Source organism: Streptomyces sp. BHT-5-2 (genome assembly GCF_019774615.1).
Lineage (GTDB): Bacteria > Actinomycetota > Actinomycetes > Streptomycetales > Streptomycetaceae > Streptomyces.
Map to the genome: position 1 here is coordinate 313,442 of NZ_CP081496.1, position 25,306 is coordinate 338,747.

The window sequence follows — 25,306 nt, forward strand, 5'->3', positions numbered from 1 at the left end:
CCAGCCTCCTCACGGAGACTCACCCCCCTCGGTGGGGAGCACCACCACATGCGGGTGATCCAACCGCGCGGCCCGACGTGCTGCCGCGGTCTCCACCAGCACCGTGACCACCCGCGGCCCACCCGCCGACTCCGGCGCCCGCACCCCCGCCACCGTCCCCACCATCGACGGAGCGGCCGATTCCTCCTCGCCGGCACCCTGCACCGCACCGGTGCCGGTGCCATCTGGACCGGGAACGACTGCGACGCGTTCCCCTTTGGAGAGATCCGGCGGCGCACCGCCCTGCTCCACCGCGAACGCCACCTGCGAGAACCCCTTCGGCGGGAATTCGGCACTCGCCCCTACTTGCCCCGGTGCCAGCAGAGCCCCACCCATCAGCGGCACCCGTGCACGCCGCCCCAGTACCGTGCCCCGGTCCGTCGCAGGGACAACCCCTGCCTCCGCCGCCACCTGCACCACGCGCAGATCGCCCGGCTTCAACACGTGGCCTGCCGACACGTCATGAGCCAGCACCAGCACCTGGGTCCGCTCGCCGATGACCTGCGCGACCAGCGTGAAGCCGACCGCCGAGACCACCACGGCCCCCACCCCTGCCCACACCCAGCCCAGCCGGCGACGCCGACCGCCCGTCACCGTCGGCTTCTTCTCAGGACCCGGCCGACGCGCCCCCGGCACACCGGATCCGGAGCCTTTCAAAGTCGAAGAAGGCAAGGAGGTACCCACAAATCACCTCGCAGAAAGCGAAATCCAACGATCCAGCGACCCACACACAGCCGCCCGGCCAATCAAGCCCGTCAATGCGTGACGACGGCCTGTACCTCGTCCACCACCAAGCGTCGCTCGGCAGTCATCACCAGCCCAGGCACCACCCCGGACCGCCCACCTCCCTCCCACTTCACATCCCAAATCACCCGCACCGACAGGCGAAAAGCCCTGTCGGGTGCAGAGACCGACGCCCGCTCGTATGTGTAGCCGCAGTCAGGTGACGCTGCCTTGGGGTCGAACCGGTCCGAGTACGGAGTCCCCGGCCCCCGACACACCACACTGCCGCCCTCACCCATCGACCACACCGCCGCCCGCGGCCGAGCCGTCGCTGTCACCTTCACCCCGTTCACAGCCGCCGAGGACGTCACCGGCCCCCAGGTCTTGCGCTCCACCCACATCCACGTCGGCACATGAACCACCTGTGCCAAATCCTCACGCGGACTCATACGGATCACCGGCCTCGGCAACTTCAGCTGCTCCACCGCCCGCTGCGCCACGGCCTTCACCGGCACGTGCTGGTCAGCGTCTGCCTTGGGTTTGTGCGACTCCTCGCCTTCGACACGCGGAAAGATCCCCTTGCCTGCGTTGACCAGGCCCATCGTGGCCAAGCTGGGCTTCCAGTCCTCCAGCTCCGTGGCTGACGAAGTCTTCGTGCCCCCGTGTCCTGGATTCGCATGCGACGCTTGCGCTGCGGGCCTGTTCTTTCCTGAAGCGTCCGGCTGCTTCGATACGCTGCCGGCAGTCAACTCACACTGACCCGGGATACACGCAACTCCGACGAACCGCGAATGGGAATCATCCGCCCAGGCCGGTGCAGAGGATGCGACCGAGAGCACCGCCAGGGCGCTCATGATCGCGTACCCTGCTGCGGCAAAGCCAGTTGTCAGCATGTTCCGGATTCGTACATGTAAAGCTTCGAAACCTTCCAGGTCCCCTCACTGCGACGAACGGTTGCGTCAGCCCGGAAATGACTGCCCGGCACGTTGTTCTTCAACTCGCCGTTCAGCTTGTACTCCAGCCAATTTCGAGCATCCACGCAGTCCTGCAATGCGACCTCCTGGCTTGTCGCCTTGATGATCCTAGGGTTTACCCTTGGGGCCCCTTTGCTGACGACCTTGTCCTCCTTGGCCTTCCGCAAGCCGTATTTCAGCAACTCGAGAGCGCCGCCGGTCGCGTGATCGCCCAGCTTCGGGGAAGCCGCGTCGGACGTTTCCGATGCCGTCGTAAGGTCGCGCCACATGGCACGGTAGGTCGCAAGGGCTTCCACACGCTCCGCACCGGGCGTACGCGGCGCCGTAGACCCAACCGTCCCCTCCGGCGACGGCTTGGCATCAGGCCGCTCCCCAGCACACCCACCCACCAAGACCAGAACCGTGGAAACAGTGCAAGCCCAGTAAAGTTGCGTCCTCGCTCGTCCAGTAACCGTCACGATCCCCCACCTTCCGTCACCTATCGCACCTAAATAACCACTCTGCGTGATTGATTGCAAACGGGCTACCCGGCGTTGCGCCGTCCAACCGCAACGGGAGTGAGGGCAGTCCGTTTCGCCGTCCGAAGGGAGCGCGGACTGCCTCCACCTTGGCGACAGCCCGCACATTTCCTCCACTGGACCGTGCTCAAGTCCGCGGAATCGCCATCCAGGCCAGCTTCACCCCTTCGCGTCTCCGCGCTCTGAAGCCCCAGGAACCACTGGTGAGTTGATGAACAATTTGGAGCCCTCTCCCTCGCTCCCCCAAGACTTCCAGCAGCGCGTCCACGCCGCCGCCGCGCTTCTTCGGATCGGGCTCGAACGGGGCGGCTGCCGGAAACGCGGGGACCACCGGGATCCGAGGATCCCGGTCCACCACCTCGCAGATCAGTCCTGCCGTGGTGCAGCGCAGCCGCATCTCGTACGGGCCGGGCGCGTGCTCAAGAGCGTTGGCTACCAGCTCGGACGCGGCCAGTACGGCGTCTTCGAGCGCCTCGCCCCCGCAACCGAACTGGTCCAGGGCGCAGATCAATGCGATGCGGGCTCGCGCCGCCGCGTCGGGGGTGCGGTCGGTCCAGCGCCACAGAACTCGGGTGGTTCCGTCCGCTGTGGGTGGGGGTGTCGATGTCATCGTCGGCCCCCTCGCGCTGCGTGCCGCCCGCGACCGACGCGACGGTGTCGTCCGCGTCCGGGGCGTAGGCACACGCTGACTTCGGTGAGCGCTAGGGGGCTCACTGTGACGAACAGTGGAATCGCGAATGCGGCGGTGAACATTACCGGGGCCATTTCCGAAGACCTCCACGGTGATCGCGGCCGGGACGCGACCACCGAACCGCGGCGCTCGCGAAGAGCGGAAGCCGCTGGCCAGAAGGTCTTTGGGAATCTCGCGAGCCCTTGCTTACATCCCATTCGAGACGGCTCGGCCGAAACGGTCGCGATCCCGGGAATTACGCGGCGCGGTCACGTGGAGATGCGTATTTCCTCATGCCCTCGGGGCACGAACGGGCTCGCAATCACCTAGGGAGTGCGCAAGATAGGAAGTGGTTCGCGGGTTGCGCGGGTCGGGGCACACGTCGCGCCAGTAGACGGTGGCGGATCGGGTCACCCCGGCCGACATCGAGGGCGGGCGCGCGAACGGGTGCGGGTCATCACGGTCACCTCAGGACGGAGCACCACACCGGAACTACGCCACGCAGGAGCCGATGCCGTCGTACCGGACCTACGCGACACGGAACTGCCCCTGAAGCTCATCCGCGAGAACGAGCGTCCGGCCTGACCCGGCGTACACGGCAGCGGCCCTCGCGCCACAGAAGACCGCGACGGTTCATCGGGCTTCACGCCGACGGATGATCTCGCCCCATTTTCATCACGAAAGAGCTTGCGTCCTCGTTCATTCGGTATGCGCAGAAACATGATGATTTCGACGTGTCTTGGCGTACTTGTCGTGTTGGGCGGTGCACAGCCGGCGGAAGCCACCGGGTCAGCCACCCGGCTGGGGAACCGGATCACCGTGTACGGCAGTGGATTGCACGTGGACAGTGTGACCACGGCCAGAACACCCCACCGGATCCAAGCCCAGGCGTTCCTGACGCTCCGGGAGAAGAACGGGAAGTGGATGCGGAATCTCCGAGGTTGGACGTCGGCTGACACCACGGGCGATACCGACCACACGACCTGGAGCATCAACGAGAACTTCCCGAACGGCTCGCGACTGTGCACTGAGTGGAAAGACCTCTCGGGCCAAATCCTGCCCGGCATGGCCTGCATGATCATTCACCGGTAGACGCAACACGGGTACGGGGCCGGTCGTGACTCAGCCCCGTACCCAGCTTTCGCTACCGGTCGAGCAACACATTCACCGGCGAAGCCCCCGTCGACGGCGTCTCCCCCGGACCTGAGCACGCGGCGCTTACGCCTACGCGCCCAGGACCTCGATCATGTGGTCGTCGAGGTCGGCAACCCAGCCTTCCCAGCGCCACGGCCGCAGCTCACCTCGGGCACGTCGTAGCCGAGTCGCTACTCGACCTCCAGTCGCCGACGCGGCGTCAACGCACGCATGCAGCAGTGCGGCTGCCGACTGCGGGTCGCCGAGACGCAGCCGGGCCAGGGCCTGGTCAGTGGTGATGATGGCTCGCTGTGCGCAGCGGCAGGCGCGGGCGAGCCGGACGGCGGACGGCGCCGAAGCAGTGTGTGTTCGTCACCGCTGACGGCGGTGCAGAAAGTCAGGCAAGGGGCAGTCGGGCGTAGTGCTCCCACTGGTACATGTGCTGATCGCGGTTGAGCAAGATCAGTTCGACGCTGCTGACATGGGCAGTGGCCGGCCTGCTGTCGACGGCATCGAGGGCGGCCTGGATGGGGGCGGCCGATCCGGTGTCATTGCTATAGGCAATGGAGACGTGCGGAGCAAAGCCATCGTCCTCAGGGACGTCGGACCAGACAGTGCCGATTGCCTCGCGCAGTGCGGAACGTACTTCTGTCGGTGGGGCGCTGGGTGCTGCTTCCCACCGGATGGCCTCGGGGGTGATCTCGGGGCGGTTCAGGGTCAAGTCGAAGGCGGGGATGCTCGACAGGCTTTCTTCAGCCGCGTCGAGGATCGCCTGGACATCGGTCTTGCGAACCTGGCTGGCGAAACCGAGACCCTGGGTGGTCAGGTGCAACCAGGAATCCGGTACCAGGTCCAGGCCGTCGACATTGGCCAGCGCGTGCCGGTAGTCGGCGGCGAGCCGGTGGACGTCAGGGGCGTCGCGGAAAGTGAAGTGGAAAGTGAGAAATCTGCTTCCTTGCTGCCAGCCGGGCCGCCACCACCAGTGGTTGGCCATGGGGCTGTGCTGCCCTCGGTGTTCTGTCATACCCGGATCCCATCAGCTCGTGAGTGTGCCTGGCGAGAGTGCCAGTCGGCGCGGCGCTGATTCCAGATGCCAGCTCTTCACCGCCGATTGCAGGTTGGAGGCGATCGAGCTCTCGGCCATCGGCGATCGGGCGACGGCGGCAGCGAACTCGTGCATTCGCTCGGCAATGGGTGCCAGACGCTGCTCGGGCCTCAGCGTGAGCACCGGGCGCAGGGCCTCCGCGGCGCCGTCGGAATCCCCCATCACGACGTGGGCACAGGCGAGGGTGATGCGCATTTGCGCGGTGGTGCCGTATGCGTGCGGCGATGGGCCGACCAGGGCGCCTGTCGCCTGCTGGAGGGCCTCGGATGCCCGCCCGGTTCGCAGGTTCACCCCCGTCGAGTAGTTGACTCGTCGGAAGTTCGGACATGACAGAAGGCCACCCACGTCGTCGTCGCCCTGTAGTGACTCCTGCGCCTCATGCGCCCGCGCCAGGGCAGCGTGGGCTTCGTCTGCGGCTTCCAGCCGGGACCAGGCATCAGCCTCCTGGCACGCCAGCAGGACACCGACGGTGCCCGATGGCCGAAGTGCGGCGCCTTCACGAGCGAATGCAATGGCGTCTCGAAAGCGGCCGTCCCAAAACGCGATCTTGGATCGGGTTGAAAGAGTCCAGGCCCGGAGCTCGGTGTGGTCGGCGAGGGAGGCACAGAGCCATGCCGTGCGTCCCTGAGTGTCGGCGTAATCGAGCCGGGGGCTCAGGTCGGATGACATCCAAGCCAGCAGACAGCACAGATAGCCGGCCAGCACATACAGTTCGCTGGATTGCTTCGGTGGCTGATGCCCCCTCAGCAGATCGAAGATGCGATCGCGCAGCTGGCGGGCATCACGAAAGACGATTGCGGGATCGCGGCACAGGTAGTCCCTCCCCAGCGCACGCACGTCCGCTGTCAGCTGCTCCAGCGCGATGTCCCCGACGTTCGTGGACTCAGCCCACTGCGCCCAGACTGCGGACTCACCAGCAGCCGCCTGCACAGGGTCCGATTCAGGCTCTGGAACGGCCACGTACGCCGGCGGCGCAGAGATCTGGGGAGCTTGGCGACGAGGTGCGCCATGCCGGAGGATCTGTAGTTCCCCAGGGGGCATTGCCTGTCGGTCTTTGAAGTCGATCAGTTCCTCGGCCGTGCATCCGAAGACTTCTGCCAAGACCACCAGGACGCTCGGAGTGGGCCTTCGACCAGTCCGACTTGGCCACTTTTCCCATCTCGCTGCCAACGAGGCATCTGCTGCGACAGCCACACCTGGGCGGGTGGAGGCCAGGTCGTTCACCCGGTCCGCGACTTCTTGCAGCGTCAGACCGTGGGCGAGCCGCCATGCCGCCCGCGGCCGGATCCCGAACTGCCCTCGAAATTCTATGGCGATCTGCGCCGGCGTGCAGTCCGCCTTGTTCATCGCCGCCCGCAGTTGGTCAGCAGCAGCCCGGGCGGCACCAGCCGCAGTCGAGACCATCTCACTCCTTGGAGGTCTTCGTACGGATCCACGGTAGAGCCGCGCCAGAGCCTTTCGGTTCAAAACCGAGCAATTGCGAGGGCCGGGCTGTCCAGTTCTCCTCTCGTGTCACGGCTTCACCGCAGGTGGAAGCGATTTCTTGGTGTCCAAAAGAATTGGTCACCGGTGCTCGCGACAGGGGCTTCCGGGATTGAAAGCGTAGGAGTGCGCCCACTCCCCCGCTGGGCGTACGCCTACCTGGAGGTGCCCCATGCCCCCGCACCGTGTATCAGGAGCCGAGCCCCTCGGGCCTACACGGCCAGCCGAGATCACCGAGATCTATGACGGTTCACCGCCCGCCCCCGGCTCCGACCCCGCGAGTAGCACGCCGTCCTGCCACAGCAGTGAGGCGACGAACATGCTCAAGCGCACCCGCCCGCCCGTTCCCAGGCAGATCCCGGTCTCTGCGAATCGTCAGCAGCTCGTAGCCAACATCCGGGCGGTAGACGCGGATGACCTCGCAATCGGTCGGCTCGGTCTCAGAGAGAGTGCGGCTGAGCAGTGCAGGCGGGGGTGGGTTATGCACGCATGCCCACCACGGCCCGAGGTGAACAGCGAAGATTGCCCGATCGACTCGGAGACGATCAGCGAGACGATCCAGCGTGCCCTGCGTGTCGGATCCGGTCGACCGGCCCCCGGCATACTGACCGAACTGGAAGAGGAGTTGCGGGGGCACATCGCCCTCCTCCTCCCCGAGGTTCGCAAGCAGGCCCGACATCCAGGGACCGGCAGTATCGAGGAGCATCGGCTGAAGGCCCGGCTCGATGCGATCGAACGGCATACCCGCCAGGGCCTCGGGCAAGGCGCGCTCTCCGCCCACGTCCAGGTGCACCAGCTCGCTCGGGGCTGCCAGTACCTGCTGGCTCGGCACATCGCGGGGGCCCAGCGATGACAGCTACGAAGCCCCCACTGGCCTTCGTCTACGACCGGTGTGCCAGTCACTCCCGCCGCCAGCTCGGCATGCGGTTGGCCGGCTGTCAGCACTACGCCGACCGCATGGGCTGGCCCCTTGCCGGCCACTGGTACGACCTCGGCGATCAGGCGTTGACCATGCACCGGCCGCAGCTGGCCGCGCTACTGACCGCCATGCATGCCGCGGCGGACCACCATGAGGTGCTGTGCCTGGTCCACACCCTGGACCGGCTCGCAACCGACGCCACACACCGTCAGCTGCTCCAACACCGCGTCGTCGAGGCCGGCGGTCGGACAGTCACCACGTTCGATGAACCCCACTGGTCCGCCCAGGACACGGTTCTGGTCAGGAGGAGGCTATGACTCCCCAGCATCGGCGCATCGTCACCTATCTGACATGCCTGGCCGCGCTCGCCCTCGTACTCACCATCGGCGTCATCGGTGGTGGCCATGGCTAGCTCAAGTCAACGTCCACAGGTCGGCGATGAAGTCCAGTACGCCCCCAACCGCCAGGCGATCGTCACCGACATCAGGAACGGCATCCCGTACCTGCGAGCGGCGGGGCGTCGAGTGTGGCCGGCTGAGGATCCGGACTCGCTGAGGGTGACGCGGACACGGGTCCAGCGCATCGCGGACGGTGACAGGTGGTGAACGGCGTCGACGCGCGATCACAAGCCCGGAGTGCCGATCTGGATCTTTCTTCACCTCCCGCGGCTCGCCCCTCGCGGCTCTCGGCCACTCGGCTGACGGCACGCTCGGACCGCCCTATGGACAGCTCAGGTACGCGGGCCGGGGCCGGCCAACTCGTTTGGGCACTTTCACACGTCAGCGCGCAGTACAGCTGCCGCCGGCACAGTCACGGCGACTCGGACAGCGCCGGTGGATGATGGAGCAATCTGGGCAACGCTGTCGTCACCGGCATACCGCGCAACTACCGAAGAAGAGCCCGCGCGCGTCTTCAGATGGCGCACGGTCCAGCCCGCGCTCGCGAGATGCTCCTGAGCACGCTCCATGGCCCGGAGTGTCTCATCCTCGGTAAGCGGTGCAGTCGACCAGGCATGATGGAGCCACGTGCCGTCGGCGTCCTGGACCATACGGGGCTGATCGTCCTGCTCTGGGGCATGCGGGGCGCGGAGGGCGTTGTAAATACCGCTGGAGTGGGCCAGGACTTGGCGCTCAGCGCGCTCGTCGTGGTGGGCGGAGCGCACCGTGGACGGAGTCGCGCGGGCATTGCCGGATGTCTCAGGCGCAAAACACGGCGAGGTCACCTTGATAGTGGTGAGACCCTCGCCCTTCTGACGGTCCACAACACCGGTCAGGGCCTGCATCCAGAAATCGTCGGTCACGGTGCGCATGTGGACGCGAGGAAAGGGATCAGACCAATCCCCGTCCGCGTCCGGGGATTGGAATTCATATCCCAGCTTCACCCAAGCATCCCTGGCCTGCCGCACAAGCTTCTTCGCATCGACGCCCGGCACGCCTGTCAGCCGGTACATGCGGGTCACCTGGACGCGGTCGTCATGGCCGCTCTCATCTCGAGCAAGGCAAGCTCCCGTAGTGTTCCCAACGGGCTTCAGCGTCGGCGCCGGCGACATACCATCCACCGCCTGATGGACGATCTTCTCCGCACGCTCGATAGCCTGATGTTCGTTCATCTCAACTCGCTTCGATGTCGCCCCGCCATCCGTTCGTTCGTCCTTCTGCACCCCGCAAGCCGCAACTGCGACTGTCACGGAAACCAGTGCAATGGCCGAAGCCACTCTGCGCAGGCTCACGACTCTCCTCCGGTCACGATGTTCGCCATGTGTGTGAGAGATTCTCCCTCCCAATATTGAGAATGAGCGGGCATAGGACCGTCTGAGCCGGGAGCCTTGCCATCGGCCACCTTGAACGTTTTACCCCCGAAATCGTCCGTCGTGGGGTCACAGCCGTAGAGGATCGAGTGGTCGTCAAAGAACCTTTTGTACGCCATGGGGTTCAGGATCGACAGTTCCCCCTCCTGTGGTGGAGCGAGATTGATGAGGTCGTTCTTGGCGGTAGCTGCCCACACGCGCTCAGGCGGGATGTTCAGGTCCTTCGCGTGGTCCACGCCTACGCCGGGGCTGCCCACAAGGATGGCTCTGTCCACTGGCAGGGCGGGGTGATCACGCATGGTCTCCCCGGCGACGAGCGTTCCGTAGCTGTGTCCCAGGACCGTCGAATTCACCTTTCCGTCATGGGCCGTTTCGATCCCGGTGAGGAAGTTGCTCAGAGGCTCTCGCGCTCGGTCTGCAAACTTCGGATCCATCGCGTCGCCGACGATATCCTGCGGGGCATCGTAGCCTTGCCATAGAATCGATGCCGTCTTGTGGCTGGAGTCAATGCTTTCGGCTTCCGCCTGCAGCGCCTCAGCCCGACTCAGGTTGTCCTCAACGGAGCTCAGCTTAGCTCCTGTACCTGGTACGAATGTAACCACGTTGTCTGCGGTATCCGGGTTTCCAATGGAAATAATGGCGTGCCCCAGATTATTGTTGTCGAAGCCGAGTAGATACGCTGGCGGACGCCCACCCGCCTCGGAGGTGTTGAATCGTGACTGGACGTTCTCCATGCCCTTAAGGCGGCCCTCAAGTTCGCCCTTCTTCTCGTTCCACTTCTTCCATTCCTCAGTCTCAACCACCGCACCCTTCACCTGGTACCCCGTGTAAGGGCTGATGTAGGGCTGGTACCTCTCGGGCTCCGTCTCGAGCCATTTCTTCAACTGCAGCTGCGTGGTGCCATGCGTCTCAGCTAGTACGATGCGGTTCGCCTCGTCGCGCACTGTGGAGGGGAGACCATCCAACCGTCCGACACTCGCCGGGTAGAGCGCGGTGTACTCGTCGCGCTGTTCCTGGGTGAGGCTCTCCCACCACTTCTTGTTGTCAGCGGGTGACTTACCCTTGGGGATATCGCCCTCTTTGAGGTAGCCGCCTGCGGCCTTCCGCACATCCTTGAGGTCCTGCCCTGCGTCGGCCCAGACAGCGTCGTCGACCTTCAGCCCTCGGGCCGCCTTGAGTTTGGTCAAGGCCGACCGATAGCGTCCGTCCACCTCGGCCGCGTCGCGCACCGCGGCGGCGATACGCTCGGCGATGTCCTCTGCTCTGCCCTTGTTGGGGTTGGCGCCGCTCTCTGCGTTGCCGGGGAGGAACCGGATGGGGGCGTCAGGCGTCGCGATGCCCGTCTCAGGGGCGAAGGGGACCGCGGCCGGGTACTGGACCGAGCCGTCCGGCTTCACTGTGAAGCCAAGCTGCTGCGCCTCATCCAAAGCGCTCTTGAGCTTCCTCTGCGGGCCGGCGAGTTCCGAAGCGAAGCCGTTCAGCGCGGTACGGATCAGGCCGCACTCGGTGTGGATGTACTGAAAGTTGCGGCTCAGCTGGTCCAGATCGCGGAGCGCGGCACGGGCCGTGTCGCCGGACTGGGTGTCGCGGAGCTTCGCCAGCATCTCGTTGTCGACCCTGTCCTTGGCAGCGCTCGCGCGGCTGCTGACCTCTCCCCAGCCGTCGGCCGCGTCCTTGTACTCCTGAGCCTTGAAGTCCCGCAGCTGCTGCCAGGTAATCACTGCGCCGTCACCGCCCCGCCCTCGAGTCGCGACCCTGCTGCTGCGTGAACGAATGCGCCACTCTCGCGTCGACCTCGCCGAACTCCTTGCCCGCCGCCCTGAGCGCGCCCTCAAGCCGGTGGCACTCAGCCTTAACGTCCGCGAGGCGACCGCTCCATGAGTTACGCACCTCGTTAAGGACCGCTGGAGTCATGAACCCTTCGAGCCCCCACGTAACACCTTCATGCGCGGTACTGAGCCTGGCTTCTGCGGAGCCCGTGCTCGCCTGCAAGGCACTCGCGACACCGGAGGCAGCAGTCCATGGTCCCTGACTCGCTTTCAGGTCGGGAGACCCGCTGCTACCACCGCTTCCGCTCGCCTGCGCCGAGGCGAGCGTCATCCGGGCGTCGTGGCCAGAGCCTTGGGCCGCGCCCCCTGACCTGGACTGCGCCGCCTTGACCAGCTGGTCCCATTCCTCCAGGAATTCCATTCGCCCTCCCCAACCCGCACAACCTGCTGCAAGCAGGATCGACGCTACACATGACAGCGCGCCCCGTCACAAGTACCGCTCTCTACACCACCTGAGTACACATGCTCAGTCTGGTCGACACGCCTCAACGTGATCGCATCAGCGGACCCCGTCAGACGCGGAGTTACGACCGGCGGAACTCAGACGAGGCCCAAAGCAGCCCAACGCAGCACCACGCACAATTCCGCGTCCGATCACGCTTGCTGCCAGCGTCCGCGCGCAGCTGACGACCACACCGCATATACAGAATGGCGTGGGGTGGACGCCCGTCCGATGCGCGCCCACCCCAAAGCCATGCCCGTCCATCGGTTGCTAGTGGAAGAAACCAGCAGCCCGGCGGTCTGTCGCCTGGTAATCCGCGCTGCCCGCACGAATCTTGGTGGAGACCTGCTGCAAGGTGCTCTGGATGTGGCTCGCCCGGGAGTTCCACTGGCGCTCCGCGGCCTGGAATGCCTGGTGGGCCTCACCCTCCCAGGACTCAGAGACGCGCCTCACCGCGCCCCAGATCTTGTCCAGCTCAGCCTGCAGTTCCTTTGCGGCCCGCTCGATGTCCGCGGCGGTCTGCTCCAGAGCGCCATAGGTAACCCGCAGGTTCTGGTCGCCGGCCATACTCTCCCCCACTTCTCGGAGTTGTTGCTCGGTGGTCGTGGTGCGCCCGCCAGGAAGTCGATGCCCCAGCGTTATAGCGACGTCTAGTAGTTGCTGATGCCGCTGGCAGCGCCGGGATCCAGGCGCCCGCCGGCTGCACCACCGTTGACGTCGATGCCCCGGAAGCTGGACAGCACCTCGGCATCATTGGAGTCGCTGGTGGTGCTGGTACGGGCAACGGCGTCGTTAATGCCGTCGAGCATCCGGCGCAGCGCGGCGTGATCCTCATTGAGTGCGTTCTGTGCCTGCCGGAAGGCACTGGCACCCTGGCCCGTCCACGCCGTCTCGACCGCCGCGATGGCGTTCACCAAAGTACGCAGCTGCGCCGACATCGACTGGCTACCGCTCTGGATCTCGCTCTTGAGCTTCTCGATCTCCGCATACGTAAGTGCGGTGTTCCCTGCCATGATCCACCTTCCCCCATGAGTAAGTGTTGAAGCCGAGCAATTTCGTTTCTCGACTTCACGTTACGGCCACCCAGCGAGGGCCGCCTGAACTCCGGTCACTCTAGTCACATGACTTGAGTCGCAATCTCCCTTCTTAACTTTTGCGCTGGGCTCTACGACGCCGAGCGATCACCAGCCCACCGACGATCGCCGCCCCGGCTACCACCCCAGCAGCGACGGTGAACGGCCACACGTTGGAGTCACTGTTCTCTGTATGACTGGATTGATTTTGTGCCTTGCCGGGACTGTCATCGTTTGACCCTGGCCGCGGTGCCTTCGACGGAGAGGCAGTACTACGCGCTGCCAGCAGCGGGTTGACATCGGCAGGTCCGGGATCGCCCTCTTTGTCGAGTAGTACCTTGCGCGGACGGACGATCCCGTAGCCGAGGTACTGGCTCGGTACCTTGCCATCCTCCGGCTTGCCGGCGGTCTCCATCATGACGCGCAGGACCTGGTTGTTGGTCCATGTGGGATGCGCGGACCAGATCAATGCCGCCGAGGCCGAAGCGATGGCAGTGGCATCACTGGTTCCATCCTCGGCGCAGTACCGGAGTGCCGTGGTACAGCGCGTGGGAATGCCAACCCCGGGAGCCGCTAGCGCTACCTGTGGCCCATAGGTCGAGAATTCGGCTACTTTCAGGTCCTTGTCCACGGCCCCGATTCCGACAACCCCAGGGAGGCTTGCTGGGTAGGCAGGTGCATTGTCGTTGTCCCCGTCATTACCCGTGCCCGCGAAAATCAGGCTTCCCTTCTTGTTCGCATAGTCAATCGCTGGTTGCAGCTCGACCTGCGCTTCCTTGACGGCAGGTCTGCCACGGGAGATGTTGATGACCTTCGCCCCCTGGTCCGCCGCATAGCGGATGGCTTTCGCCATGTTGACGAGCCCATACGTCCCTACATATTTGAGGGGAAGGACCTTCGATCCCGGCGCCAATCCCCAGGGGCCATCTCCGTTCCGCCTGCCGGCGATGATCATCGCCATGCTCGTGCCATGTCCTTCAACGTCGTGGTTTGCACCCTGCCCTTTGCCCGAGAAGTCTTTGCCGGGGAGCAATTGGCCGCGCAGCTCGGGTACGGAACTGTCGACACCGCTGTCGATCACAGCAACCGTGACGCCCTCTCCCGTGCTGACCTGCCACATCCGCTCGGCCTTCATCGCGTCCAGATGCCACTGACGCGATCTCATGTCCACCGCATTAGCAGTCGGTGCCAGAACGCCCAGGCAGAAGGCCGCCGAGAGGCAGATGAGTGCAGCCGGCTGGAACCTGTTCCGCCGCATGCGAATTGCCACCCGATTCACGGTGTAGTGTCCTTCCCTTCGTCCTGGACGTTGCACGATCACGTCAGCGCTATTCGATCACCGGAGGTATGACCGATCGGTCCTGCGCCATCCACGTCTCGTCGTCCTCATGGAGATAGTCCGGTCGCTGAGCACGGCCCCGCCTGCCCCGTGAGGCCGACGGTCCTCCGGACATGGGGAGCAGACTGCTGGTGGGGTTACCTCGTGCAAGGCCAGAGCCGCCGGGTGTGAACTCGGATATCCGGCCACTCGGCGCCTGCGTTCGTCCCCGTGCCTCGCCCAGCTCAGCGGCCGAGCTACGGCCCGTGACCGACGGCGCTCCAGACGCGGTGCCCTCTGCTACACCGCCTGAGCCGCCCTTGCTCATCGCGGAGCCGGGCGGCGCGGGCCGCTGCTCGCCGCCGATCACCGATCCGCCTGGCGTCGCGCCCACGGTGCCACCGGGCTCGTACGCCCAACGACGCCCAGGAACACCCCGACTCCCACCGCTGCTGGGGCCTCCAGGGTGGCCTCCGCCCGTGACGCCGCGCGCCATGGCACTGTGGTCCTCTCCCATGACCGACCCACGGGGCGCTCCGACCGTCTCCCCGCGAGGAGAGAATGGGCGCTGTCCAGAACTTCCCGCGCCGCTGCCCGCCCCGCTTCCAGCGACGGGAGGGTTCCCGCCGTTGCCCACCGGCCTGGCCGGAATCACGCCGCGTTCCTCACCCATGACCGTCCCCCCTGGCGCTTGGGGACGTCCAGAAGTGGTGCCGCTCCGCTGGGTGGTTGCACCGGGAACACCGTCTTGCATGGCACCACGGGGGCCTTCCTGCACCTTGCCCGGACGGGCGGTATCCGGCTGCGGGGCGCTTGTCGTATCTCCACGCCCTGAGGGAGCCTTAGTCGCCCCAGGGGTCGTCGGCAGACCGGGTACGACGGGACTGGAGGGAATTCCGGGGTGCTGCTCGGGAGTGACCGGAACGGTGCCTCCTTGCTGCGGTGTCTTACCGGGCACGACCACGGGTGCAGTGGAGTCGATAGACGTACCGACCTGTGGGTCTTGCTGCACACCACCTACAGCCGAACGGGAGGCTCCTGCGTGCTGCTCGCCACCGCCGCTCCCCGTTGCAGAAGCGCCCCCTGCACTACCGGCGCTATTTCCTGCCCTACTACCCGCCGGTTGGTCCAAGAAGGTGTAGCGCTTGCTGATTCCGTCCTTCAAGTGCGGCGGATCCGGCACGAATCCGGATGCCGGCTTGAAGTTGGGCGGTTCCTGGCTCTCGATCGTCTGCTGGGCCGTGCGGTAGTACGAGGCCAGCCGGTTCATGGCCGTCACGGCCGCTTCGCGGTCCGGGTCCGTCATCAGGGGAGCTCCGGTTGCGCCGCGCGCCGTAGGCGTTGCCGCGCTGTCTAGCTGAACGGCGTTGTTCTGCTTCGGCTGGGGCATCGATTTCGCCTCCCACAACGCCGTTCCGGCGTCCGAGAGGGCGTTGCCGGTGGTGGAGGCGAAGTGGGCCAGTTTGTGGCTCTGCTTGACGGTGTCGTTGCTCCATTCACGGAAGGCGTCGGCGCCTTCGCCCTCCCACTGCACACGTTCGACGTGCGCCTTGAGCTCGGTGGCGATCCGCTCGATCTCTTTGCCTGCCTGGGTCAGGCTGGCGCCGGTGAACGAGATCTCCGTGTGGTCCGCGCCGGCCACCATGTCGTACAGGGCCTGGTGTGTTGCGTTCTCGAAGTTGCTGCTGCCGGACGAGCTGGGGTTCCCCGCCATCGTCTTCTCTTCCCCCTCGCGTCAGATGCCGTCGGCGCCCGCGGACTGGCCCTCGCCCCTGCCGGCTGTGGCGGAACCGGCGGTGTCGGTGGGCCGCTTCTCGGGCCGTGGTGCCTGGTACAGCTCCTGGGTGCGGCGCTGGATGGTCGCCAGGCGGTGCTTCACGTCGGCGTCGATGGCTTCGTAGCCGCTTTGGGCGACCTGGGAGCCGATGCTCAGTGCCTCGATCTGGTCGCCGAACGCCTTGGAGAACGCTTCCAGTTGGGCCAGCACCTTCTCGTACGCGGTGGCCAGGCCGTGGGCCTCGGCGAAGCCCTGGCCGAAGGAGGCAGGAGCGATCTTGCGGTGGCCGAGCGTCCCCGGGGCCGCGTTCGAGGCTTTCAAGCGTGCCAGCAGGTCGTCTACCCGCTTCTTGAAGTTCGCCAGCGTCTCGGCTTCGACGGCAAGATCGGCGCTCTTGCCTTGTGGTGCTACCCCGTTCACCTGCATGCCAGTGGTCTCGTCGGCCCGCATGGCGTTCTTCCCCCCGGATGCTGCTATGCGTAAGTCACCTACGTCAGGAGCCACTCTATCCATCACCTCTGACAACGGCCGTGCGTCTTACATCCATGCGTTCGGGGAGCTCGCTATCTCCTAATGTCCAGAAGCGTAGTCGTTGGCGCCGTTTGGTTCATGGGCCACGACCCCAGGAAAGTGAGTACGGCTACTTATTGACGCGGGGCGCCCGCGGGCGTGCGCCCCGTTTGCGGGCATCTCGCCAGACGACGGCGGCGCCCGCGATGACCGCGACCGCGACGCCGCCCGCTCCCAGGCCGTACGTCGCGTAGCGCTCCGTCCGCTCCTGTGGGCTCTCGCCGTCGGGCCAGGCGGTGGGGTCGGGTGGTGTGGCCTTGGTCAGGCCGTTGGTCGCGGTGGGGTGGTCGATGGGGTGGGTGTCGTCGGTGAGGGCGCGTACCGGGTCTACGACGCCCCAGCCGACGAAGGGGTCTTGGCCGTTGACGGTGCGTTCGGCGGTCTGCTCGATCTGGGCGACGATCTGGTACTCCTTCCAGTCCGGGTGCTTGGCCTTCAGGAGGGCGGCGACGCCGGCGACGTAGGGGGCGGAGAAGCTGGTGCCGTTGTCCACGCACTGGCCGCCCTTGGGGACGGTGGAGACCATGTCCACGCCGGGGGCGGCGACGCCGATGAAGGCGCCGCTTTGAGAGAAGGGGGCGCGTTCGTTGTTGCGGTCGGAGGAGGCGACGGCCAGCACCCCGTCGTACGCGGCCGGGTAGGTGTCCTTGAGCTGGCCGTCGAGGCCGTCGTTGCCTGCCGAGGCGACGACGACGATGTTCTTGTGCCGGGCTTCCTGGATGGCAGCCGCCAAGTCGGAGTTGGGGGAGAGGGGCTTGGTGGTGTCCTGGGAGATGTTGATGACGTCCGCGTCGGCGGCGATCGCCTTGCGGATGGCTTGGGCCAGGGTGGCGGCGTTGCCGCTGCCCTTCTCGTCGTTCTGGCGAAGGGGGATGATGGTGGCTTCGGGGGCGAGCCCGACGAAGCCGGTGCCCGCACGTGGGCGGGCGGCGATGATGCCGGCGACCTTGGTGCCATGGCCCACCGGGTCGTACGTGCCGTCCGTCGGCGCCTTCGGATCCCTCGCCACGTCGCTTCCGGCGTCCTTGGTGTTGTGCAGGAAATCCCAGCCGCTCTTGGCGTCGACGGCCTCGGCCAGCTGTGGGTTGGTGTTGTCGACGCCGGTGTCGATGACGGCGACGCGTACCGGGCGGCCGTGCGCGTCCCGGCCCTTGGTGTCCTGCCACAGCTGGTCGAAGACGATGCGCTGCAGCGCCCAGGGGCGTTCCTTGATCTGTTGCTTCATGGGGAAGGTACAGACACCGTTCCCCCGAGGGACCGGCGTGACGTCCTCCCCGTCCGCGGCGTGGGCGACCGCGGCCGACGACACGGGGGCAACGCTCCCGATCAGTCCCATAAACAGGGTGGCAGTGGCCGTGCCCCATGCGGCTGATGTACTTCTCCGCCTCACTGCGTCTCCCCGTTCCTCAGGAGCCCTGGGGCTGGCGGGCGGCGTTCGCGTCCAGCCGGGGCCCCATCGGGAGGAACTGCGACCAGTTCGTCGGTACCAGCACCGGTTTGATGCCCTTGTAGCCGAGGAGGATCTGCGCCCGGTTGGTCTCCTGGGAGCCTTGGCCGGATTGCTGTTCCTTGGCCGGGCCTGTGGTGCCGATGCCGGAGTGCTTGGCGCTGCTGTCGTTGTTGGTCTGGACGCCGTAACGCAGGCCCGTGTCCGTGACGAGGAAATGCGCCCCGGAGACGACATCTCCCGGCTGGATCTGCTTGTAGAACAGGCCCGTTCCCGGGGTCACGTACGCGCTGGTACCGCCGTTGGCGATCTGCTGGGGGAAATCCTTTCCGGCCCAGGTACTCAGCTCCGTACCACCAGTCTTCGACACCCCACGCAGCACACTGCAGACCGTGCCCCGGCCACCTTGAGCCGTGGCCGTGTTGACCTGCTCGGTCATCTCCTGCGGCCACTGTTTCTCGGCGAACAGCTGCTGCGCCTGTGGGGTGAAGGACTGTGCGTCCACCTCGGTGGGGCGGTTGTGTTGTTCCAGCGGGGCCGTCTGACGGGAGAACAGGAGCAGTTTGGCGACGAAGTCGGAGACGGGGACGACCTTGCCCTGGAGGACGACGTAGTGCTGGGTGCCGTCGCCGGTTGTCGCGCGCAGCACCGTGCCGATGCGGTTTTCGCGTGCGCCGAGTCCCTTGACGTTGGCGGGCTGGGTGACCGTTCCAGGCAGGGTGGGGAAGGCGATCGGTGTGCCGTCGTGGAAGGTGGCGAGCCAGTCCTTGGTGACCTGCTGGGGCTGCCGGCTTCCCACCAGGGCACGCAGTAGCAGTTCGGTGTCGCTGCCACCGTCGATGAGGTACTTGGTGCCCTTCGGGTCGACCAGGTACCGAGCCCCGCCGGATTCTCCGGATTCGCCGGATCCCTTGGTCTCTTGGACGTAGAGGGCCTGGCCTCCGTGTAGCCGGCCTGGTCCCTCCACCTTGTCCGCGTCGCGGTCGGCGAAGAGGAAGGTGGCCTTCTGTACGGACCTGCCGTTGTTGCCCGGTTGTTCGCAGACCGCCCAGCGCTTGCTCCTCGCCGCGTCGCCGGCATCCGGGAGGCGGTCGGGGGCGTAGGGGATGCCCAGGGTCGGGCCGTGCTGGAGCTTTCCGTTGTCCAGCTCGCTCTCGTCGACCTTGAGGACGTCAGAACGGTCGGGTTTGACGAGCAGTCGGGCGGAGGCCATGTTCAGGACGGGATGCAGCTGCCGCTTGCCGCCCGTCTCCAGGACCACGTACAAGGTGGCAGATTTGCTGCCCAGGATGACGTGCGCGCCGGGGGTGTCCCAGCCCTTGGGGGCCTTGGGGCGGAACATGCCCCAGGCGCCGAATCCGGCCAGGACCAGGGCGGCGACGACCAGGCCGGGCAGCACCGCGCGCAGCGGGCTCGGGGCGCCCTCGTCCGTATGGTCGGGGGAGGGCTGCAGGAAGGCGGCCACCAGCCGTTTCTTGGCGAAGGTGTAGCCGTTGAGCTCGTCCCGCCGTGATGCCATGACGCTGCGCTTCCCCCTGCTCCCTCTACGGCCGCTTCTGGAGTCATCCGGTAGCCGTCCGGTCCTGCTGGTTCCCGGGCCCCGGGCCGAGCCTCTATGTCCTTAAACCGCTCGTCTTCCTCAACCGCTGGTCATGCTTCGCGCCTGGCTGTACAGGTCCAGGACCGCCAGGCACAGCGGCATCAGGGACAGCAGCAGGAATCCGTCGGCGAGATCGAGCACCCGGCCCCAGAACGGTGTCATCCCCTTCTTCGGCACCGTCAGCGCGACCGTCGTCACCAGCGCCACCGCGCCGATGACCACGAGCGCCAGCCACAGCGTACGCAGATCCAGCGGGGTGCGGTCGCCCGTAAGGAAGTCGTTCAGCATCCCGGTGGGCGGGTTGAAGGCCACGCCCAGTGTCAGGAGGGAGAGTGCGGCCAGGCCGGCGACGACCGCGCAGGCGACCTGGGAGGTGTAGCGGAAGAGCCGGGCGCGCAACAGCGTCGCCAGACCGGTGGCGAGGGCAAGCAGCTGCGCCCACGCGGAGTGGGCGAAGCCGAGGACGCCCGCGGCCCCGATGAGGACCGCGCAACAGCCGCCGAGCAGCCCCAGCAGCAGTTCATGCCCGCGGCGGGCCTGGGCAGCGATGCGCTCCTCATCGACGGGCTCCAGACCAACCGGGCCCAGACCGACGGGCTGCTCACCACCCCTCAGTTCCGCCCCCGCCTCCCGCTCCTGGCTCAGGCTGCGCGGAGTGGCGTATCCGATAGGCAGCCGGGCCAGGCGCGTGGCCAGCCCTGGCAGAAAGGCCATGACGCCGATGACCACGGGCGCGCAGACGGCCGCGGCCTGGGCGGCCGTCGCCTCGCTGATGATGGCGAGGAAGGCGGCGAGAGTGGCGACGGCTGCGGCGAACGTGGCAGCGATGAACGGCGCGTCACCGGACGGCGACAACGCAACCAGGGCGACGGAGACGACGAGCACGGCAACACAGCCCAGCAGGAACTGCAGCCGCCCGGCCCCATGCCCTGCGTCCGGACCGACGATCCCCGAGCCCGCGCACAGCATCACCGGCAACGCGCCCAGGCCGAGCGCGACGGCGGACGGCTGGTCCCCGTAGACCCGGGCCCGGACCCCTGCGAACGCGGCCAACAGCACACCGGCCGTACCGGCGATCACGCCCGGCAGGCTGTGCATGTCGTGCCGCACCGGGTCGGCGAACCACAGCACCAGAGCAAGAAGAGCGAGCAGCACCCCGACCCCGACCAGACCCGTCCCGCGCAGCAGACCGTCGTGCCACAAACGGCGGTCCCGGGTGACGGCGGCAGCCACCGCGTCCGAAACATCGTCGAAGACCGCCGGCGGAAGCGACTTCGAGAAGGGGCGCAGGTGCAGCATCTCGCCGTCGACGACGCGCTGGTCGGCGAGGGTGCGGGCGCTGTCGAGCGCGCTGCCGTCGGCACGGAAGAGGTAGTAGCCGGTCGGTGCGCCCGGGGGCTGTCGCTGGCCGGTCAGGCGCAGGATCTCCGGGTAGATGTCGGAGACCGGGATGTTCTCGGGCAGGGCCACGTCGATACGGCTGTCGGGGGCGACCACCGCGACCCTGCGGAAGCCGGTCCCCGTACTCATGCTCACCGTGTTCAGCTCTGCCCCCTGCTCACCTGGTCATCCGGCCACTTAGGTCACGCGGCCGCCCGGTCACTTGCTCATCCACTTGTTCATCGCCGCGGCGTTCCGCACGCGGCACTGCCGGGGCGCCATCGTGCCACCGCACCGTGGCGGCCACCGCAGCTTTGCGTCACCAGCCTTGTGTCACAGGCTTTGTGTCACCGCGCCGCGAGGCCCTTCCCACTCGTCACATTAGTCGGCAGTAGGATCGCCTGACGCGGGGGGCGCCGTCGCCAGGGGGCGATCGGGACGGAACTTCCCTCCGTGTCGAGGGATTGATGCTCGGTGAGCCAGATCGTCGTCAAGCGCCCACCGCGGGCGCTTCCGCCCGGCCCCGCCACGGACGAGCTGCACCTGCAAGCCCCGCCGGAGCTGCCGCGCGGCCAGCAGGAGGGCGTGCTGATGCAGCTCCTGCCGATGCTCGGCATGGGCTCGTCGGTGGTCTTCTTCTTCATGCCGGGCATGCCGCCGTTCATGCGCATCATGGGCGCGCTGATGCTCGTCTCGACGATCGGCATGGTCCTCGCCCAGATCGTCCGCTACCGCAGAGGCACCCAGGGCGAGATGGCGCAGAGCCGCCGGGACTACCTCAAATACCTGGCGCAGACCCGCCGCCGCATCCGCCGCACCGCCACCGCCCAGCAGGGCGCCCAGCACTACCTCCACCCCGCCCCCGACCAGCTGTGGTCCATCGTCGCCGAGGGCAGCCGCGTCTGGGAGCGCCGCATCGGCGACGCCGACTTCGCACAGGCCCGCATCGGCCTGGGCACCCAGCAACTGGCCACCCCGCTTGTCGCCCCCGACACCGCCCCCGTCGACGAACTCGAACCGCTGACCGCCGGCATCATGCAGCGCTTTCTCGCCACCCACGGCTCGCTGCACAACATGCCGATCGCACTCTCCCTGCGCGCCTTCTATCACCTCACGGTCTCCGGCGAGCCGGCCTGCGCCCAGGGCACGGCCCGCGCCCTGATCGGTCAGCTCGTCACCCTGCACTCGCCGGCCGACCTCCTGGTCGCCGTGGTGGCAGCCCCCGGCGCCATCGACCGGTGGGAGTGGACGAAGTGGCTGCCGCACACCCAACTGCCCACCTCAGCTGACGGCGCCGGCACCCGACGCCTGTTCACCGACGACCTCACCGAACTCGAAACCCTCCTGGCCGGCCACCTCGCCGACCGCCCCCGTTTCAGCAAGGACGCTCCGCCCCTCCTCGACCGGCCCCACCTCGTCATCGTCCTGGACGGCGGCATGGTCCCCGCCGACTCCGCCTTCGCCGCCCCCGAGGGCCTCCAAGGCGTCACTGTCATCGAGGTCGTCTCCGGCGAACTCGACGAACCCCGCGGCGGCCTGTCGGTAACCTCCCACCCCACCCGCCTGCGCCTGGAATCGGCCGTCTCCGTCTACGACGGCACTCCCGACCTGCTGTCCCTGGAGCGCGCCGACACCCTCGCCCGTCAACTCGCGCCCCTGTACGTGGACGGCACCGACGAGGACGAACCGCTCCTGGCCAATCTGGACTTCACCGACCTCCTCGACCTCGGCGACCCCGCCGACGTGGACACCGCTCACACCTGGCGCCCCCGCTCCCAACCCGAACGCCTACGCGTCCCGATCGGCGTCGACGAATCCGGCCAACCCGTCATGCTCGACCTCAAGGAAGCCGCCCAGAACGGCATGGGCCCCCACGGCCTGTGCGTCGGTGCCACCGGCTCCGGCAAATCCGAGCTCCTGCGTACCCTCGTCCTGGGCCTGTCGGTCACCCACTCCTCCGAGACCCTCAACTTCATCCTCGCCGACTTCAAGGGCGGCGCCACCTTCGCCGGCATGTCCGCCCTCCCGCACGTCGCCGCCGTCATCACCAACCTCGCCGACGATCTCTCCCTCGTCGACCGCATGGGCGACTCCCTCCGCGGCGAACTCCAACGCCGCCAGGAACTGCTCCGCCAAGCTGGCAACTTCGCCAGCATCCATGACTACGAAAGGGCCCGAGCCGCCGGCCACCCCCTCGACCCGCTGCCCTCCCTCGTCCTGGTCATCGACGAGTTCAGCGAACTCCTCACCGCCAAGCCCGACTTCATCGAGATGTTCATCCAGATCGGCCGCATCGGCCGGTCCCTCGGCGTCCACCTCCTCCTAGCCTCCCAACGCCTGGAGGAAGGCCGCCTGCGCGGCCTGGACACCTACCTCTCCTACCGCATCGGCCTGCGCACCTTCTCCGCCGCCGAATCCCGCGTCGCCCTCGGCGTCCCCGACGCCTACCACCTCCCCTCCGTCCCCGGCTCCGGCTACCTCAAATTCGGCACCGACGAGATGACCCGCTTCAAGGCCGCCTACGTCTCCGGCCCCCACCGATCGGCGAGCAGCCGCACGGACCACGACGCATTCCCCATCCAGCAGCGCGCCGCCCTCTTCACCGCCACACCCGTCCCCGTCACCAGCCCCGCCCCGACCGCGCAACCCGCCGCCCCCGAGGCACCCGCCCAGACCGACGGCGCATTGGCCGACACCGTCCTGGACGTCATCGTCCGCCGCCTGGACGGCCAGGGACCACCCGCCCACCGCGTCTGGCTCCCGCCCCTGGACACCGCCCCCAGCCTCGACCAACTCCTCGCGGCCCTGACCACCACCCCCGACCGCGGCCTGCACGCCACCGACCACCCCACAACCGGCCGCCGCCCCCTCACTGTCCCCTTCGGCCTGGTCGACAAGCCCTTCGAACAACGCCGCGACACCCTCCACCACGACTTCTCCGGCGCCACCGGCCACCTCCTCATCATCGGCGGCCCCCAGTCCGGCAAATCCACCCTCCTGCGCACCCTCATCAGCGCCTTCGCCCTCACCCACACACCCCACGAAGTCCAGTTCTACGGCCTCGACTTCGGCGGCGGCTCACTCAGCTCCCTCACCGGCCTCCCGCACGTCGGCTCCATCGCCTCCCGCCTGGACCCCGAACGCATCCGCCGCACCGTCGCCGAGGTCGCCGGCATCCTCGCCCGCCGCGAGGAGTACTTCCGCACCCACCACATCGACACCATCACCACCTACCGCCGACGCCGCGCCGAAGGCCACCTCCCCGACCAGCCATGGGGCGACGTCTTCCTCGTCATCGACGGCTGGGGCCCCTTCAAGGACGAATACGAACACCTGGAACCGATCGTCACCGACCTCGCCTCCCGCGGCCTCGGCTTCGGCATCCACATCATCCTCACCACCTCCCGCCACCTCGAAGTCCGCGCCGCCCTCAAGGACCAAATCCTCGGCCGACTCGAACTCCGCCTGACCGACCCCATGGACTCCGAGTTCGACCGCAAGACCGCCGCCAACGTCCCACCCGGCGTCCCCGGCCGCGGCCAAACCCCAGCCAAACTCCACTTCCTCACCGCCCTCCCCCACACAGGAAAGCCAGGCACCACCACCGAACTCGTCGACGCCACAGCAGAGTTCATCCGCACAGTCGCCGAAAACTGGACCGGCCCCTCCGCCCCCGCCGTCCGCCTCCTCCCCCTCACCGTCCCCACCGCCCACCTCCCCAAGGGCTCCGACTTCCCCCACCGCGGCATCGCCCTCGGCCTCGACGAAACCAACCTCGAACCCGTCTACACCGACTTCGAAACCGACCCCTTCCTCCTCATCTTCGGCGAAAGCGAATCCGGCAAGACCGCCACCCTCCGCCACCTCGCCCACAAAATCGCCGAACGCTACACCCCCGACGAAGCCAAAATCGTCGTCGGCGACTATCGCCGCACGCTCCTCGGCGCCGTCCCGGACGGGCACCTCCTCGAATACGCCCCCACCGACGACACCCTCGACATCCACATGAACGCCCTCGCCGGCCTCATGGAACGCCGCCGCCCCGCCCCCGACGTCACCCCCCAACAGCTCCGCGACCGCAGCTGGTGGACCGGCCCCCGCTTCTTCGTCTTCCTCGACGACTACGACCTCATCGCCACCAGCACCAACAACCCCCTAGCAGTTCTTGCCGACAAACTCCCCTACGCCCGCGACACCGGCATCCACTTCATCCTCACCCGCACCACAGCCGGCATCTCCCGCGCCCTCTACGAACCCGTCCTCCAACGCCTCACAGAACTCGGTGCCCAGGCCCTCATCCTCTCGGGCGACCCCAATGAAGGCGACATCCTCGCCAACGTCCGCCCCCGCCCCCTACCCCCAGGGCGCGCCCACTACATCACCCGCAAACGCGGCACATCCCTGGTCCAGCTGGGCTGGCAACCCGACCAATAGCCCACCTGCGAGCAGGAGCTGGCCTCGTAGGTGCGGCGCCAGGCGCTGTCGTTGCGGTGGCAGGT

General features: G+C 67.1%; 19 protein-coding genes. 4 read left to right on the plus strand and 15 right to left on the minus strand.

Annotation, left to right across the window (positions count from 1 at the left end; all coding sequences use genetic code 11):
* Positions 1–9: 9 nt before the first annotated feature.
* The 4 genes from K2224_RS01350 to K2224_RS01365 all read right to left on the minus strand — a co-directional run bounded on the left by K2224_RS01350 (position 10) and on the right by K2224_RS01365 (position 2,864).
* Positions 10–579 carry an SAF domain-containing protein gene (locus K2224_RS01350; RefSeq protein WP_221904810.1) on the minus strand — a complete coding sequence of 190 codons (570 nt, stop codon included), beginning with the start codon at positions 577–579 and terminating at the stop codon, positions 10–12.
* 215 nt (positions 580–794) lie between these two features.
* Complete coding sequence (locus K2224_RS01355) at positions 795–1,364, minus strand: hypothetical protein (RefSeq protein WP_399017386.1); 570 nt, start codon at positions 1,362–1,364, stop codon at positions 795–797.
* A 284-nt stretch (positions 1,365–1,648) separates the two neighbouring features.
* Positions 1,649–2,032 carry a hypothetical protein gene (locus K2224_RS01360; RefSeq protein WP_260692280.1) on the minus strand — a complete coding sequence of 128 codons (384 nt, stop codon included), beginning with the start codon at positions 2,030–2,032 and terminating at the stop codon, positions 1,649–1,651.
* 349 nt (positions 2,033–2,381) lie between these two features.
* Positions 2,382–2,864 carry an ATP-binding protein gene (locus K2224_RS01365; protein WP_221904811.1) on the minus strand — a complete coding sequence of 161 codons (483 nt, stop codon included), beginning with the start codon at positions 2,862–2,864 and terminating at the stop codon, positions 2,382–2,384.
* A gap of 780 nt (positions 2,865–3,644) precedes the next feature.
* Here K2224_RS01365 and K2224_RS01370 point away from each other — a divergent pair.
* Positions 3,645–4,016: a hypothetical protein gene (locus K2224_RS01370; protein WP_221904812.1), complete on the plus strand. Its 372-nt coding sequence runs from the start codon at positions 3,645–3,647 to the stop codon at positions 4,014–4,016.
* Positions 4,017–4,455: 439 nt separating this feature from the next.
* Here K2224_RS01370 and K2224_RS01375 read toward each other — a convergent pair whose 3' ends face one another.
* Together K2224_RS01375 and K2224_RS01380 are read right to left on the minus strand one after the other, a co-directional pair.
* The gene (locus K2224_RS01375; protein ID WP_221904813.1) at positions 4,456–5,052 is read right to left on the minus strand and encodes a 2'-5' RNA ligase family protein; all 597 of its coding nucleotides are present in this window, start codon (positions 5,050–5,052) and stop codon (positions 4,456–4,458) included.
* A 42-nt stretch (positions 5,053–5,094) separates the two neighbouring features.
* Positions 5,095–6,567, minus strand: a complete 1,473-nt coding sequence (locus K2224_RS01380) for a helix-turn-helix domain-containing protein (protein ID WP_260692281.1) — start codon at positions 6,565–6,567, stop codon at positions 5,095–5,097.
* A gap of 586 nt (positions 6,568–7,153) precedes the next feature.
* Here K2224_RS01380 and K2224_RS01385 point away from each other — a divergent pair.
* Together K2224_RS01385 and K2224_RS01390 are read left to right on the plus strand one after the other, a co-directional pair.
* Positions 7,154–7,498, plus strand: coding sequence for a DUF6415 family natural product biosynthesis protein (locus K2224_RS01385; protein WP_221904815.1), 345 nt, complete (start codon positions 7,154–7,156; stop codon positions 7,496–7,498).
* On the plus strand, positions 7,495–7,881 hold the full coding sequence (locus K2224_RS01390; RefSeq protein ID WP_221904816.1) for a recombinase family protein: 387 nt from the start codon (positions 7,495–7,497) through the stop codon (positions 7,879–7,881). The genes K2224_RS01385 and K2224_RS01390 overlap by 4 nt, the downstream gene beginning before the upstream one ends.
* Positions 7,882–8,336: 455 nt before the next feature.
* Here K2224_RS01390 and K2224_RS01395 read toward each other — a convergent pair whose 3' ends face one another.
* The 9 genes from K2224_RS01395 to eccD form a co-directional block, all read right to left on the minus strand.
* On the minus strand, positions 8,337–9,293 hold the full coding sequence (locus K2224_RS01395; protein ID WP_260692282.1) for a hypothetical protein: 957 nt from the start codon (positions 9,291–9,293) through the stop codon (positions 8,337–8,339).
* Positions 9,290–11,092 carry an alpha/beta hydrolase gene (locus tag K2224_RS01400; protein ID WP_221904817.1) on the minus strand — a complete coding sequence of 601 codons (1,803 nt, stop codon included), beginning with the start codon at positions 11,090–11,092 and terminating at the stop codon, positions 9,290–9,292. Before K2224_RS01400 ends, K2224_RS01395 begins: the two co-directional genes overlap by 4 nt.
* Before the next feature lie 820 nt (positions 11,093–11,912).
* Entirely contained in the window at positions 11,913–12,209 is a 297-nt protein-coding gene (locus K2224_RS01405) for a WXG100 family type VII secretion target (RefSeq protein ID WP_221904818.1), read from the minus strand.
* Between the two features lie 83 nt (positions 12,210–12,292).
* Positions 12,293–12,655 (minus strand): WXG100 family type VII secretion target, encoded by a 363-nt coding sequence (locus K2224_RS01410; protein WP_221904819.1) that lies wholly within the window; start codon positions 12,653–12,655, stop codon positions 12,293–12,295.
* Between the two features lie 133 nt (positions 12,656–12,788).
* Positions 12,789–13,985: a type VII secretion-associated serine protease mycosin gene (mycP, locus tag K2224_RS01415; RefSeq protein WP_221904820.1), complete on the minus strand. Its 1,197-nt coding sequence runs from the start codon at positions 13,983–13,985 to the stop codon at positions 12,789–12,791.
* A gap of 1,783 nt (positions 13,986–15,768) precedes the next feature.
* Entirely contained in the window at positions 15,769–16,260 is a 492-nt protein-coding gene (locus K2224_RS01420) for a hypothetical protein (RefSeq protein WP_221904822.1), read from the minus strand.
* Positions 16,261–16,450: 190 nt separating this feature from the next.
* Positions 16,451–17,605 (minus strand): type VII secretion-associated serine protease mycosin, encoded by a 1,155-nt coding sequence (mycP, locus tag K2224_RS01425; protein ID WP_221904829.1) that lies wholly within the window; start codon positions 17,603–17,605, stop codon positions 16,451–16,453.
* Positions 17,606–17,786: 181 nt separating this feature from the next.
* Positions 17,787–19,346 carry a type VII secretion protein EccB gene (gene eccB / locus K2224_RS01430; protein ID WP_221904830.1) on the minus strand — a complete coding sequence of 520 codons (1,560 nt, stop codon included), beginning with the start codon at positions 19,344–19,346 and terminating at the stop codon, positions 17,787–17,789.
* Positions 19,347–19,466: 120 nt separating this feature from the next.
* A complete protein-coding gene (gene eccD / locus K2224_RS01435) occupies positions 19,467–20,957 on the minus strand; it encodes a type VII secretion integral membrane protein EccD (protein ID WP_260692283.1) in 1,491 nt (496 codons plus the stop codon).
* 324 nt (positions 20,958–21,281) lie between these two features.
* Here eccD and eccCa point away from each other — a divergent pair, with 324 nt between their 5' ends.
* Entirely contained in the window at positions 21,282–25,241 is a 3,960-nt protein-coding gene (gene eccCa, locus K2224_RS01440) for a type VII secretion protein EccCa (RefSeq protein ID WP_221904832.1), read from the plus strand.
* Positions 25,242–25,306 lie beyond the last annotated feature (65 nt).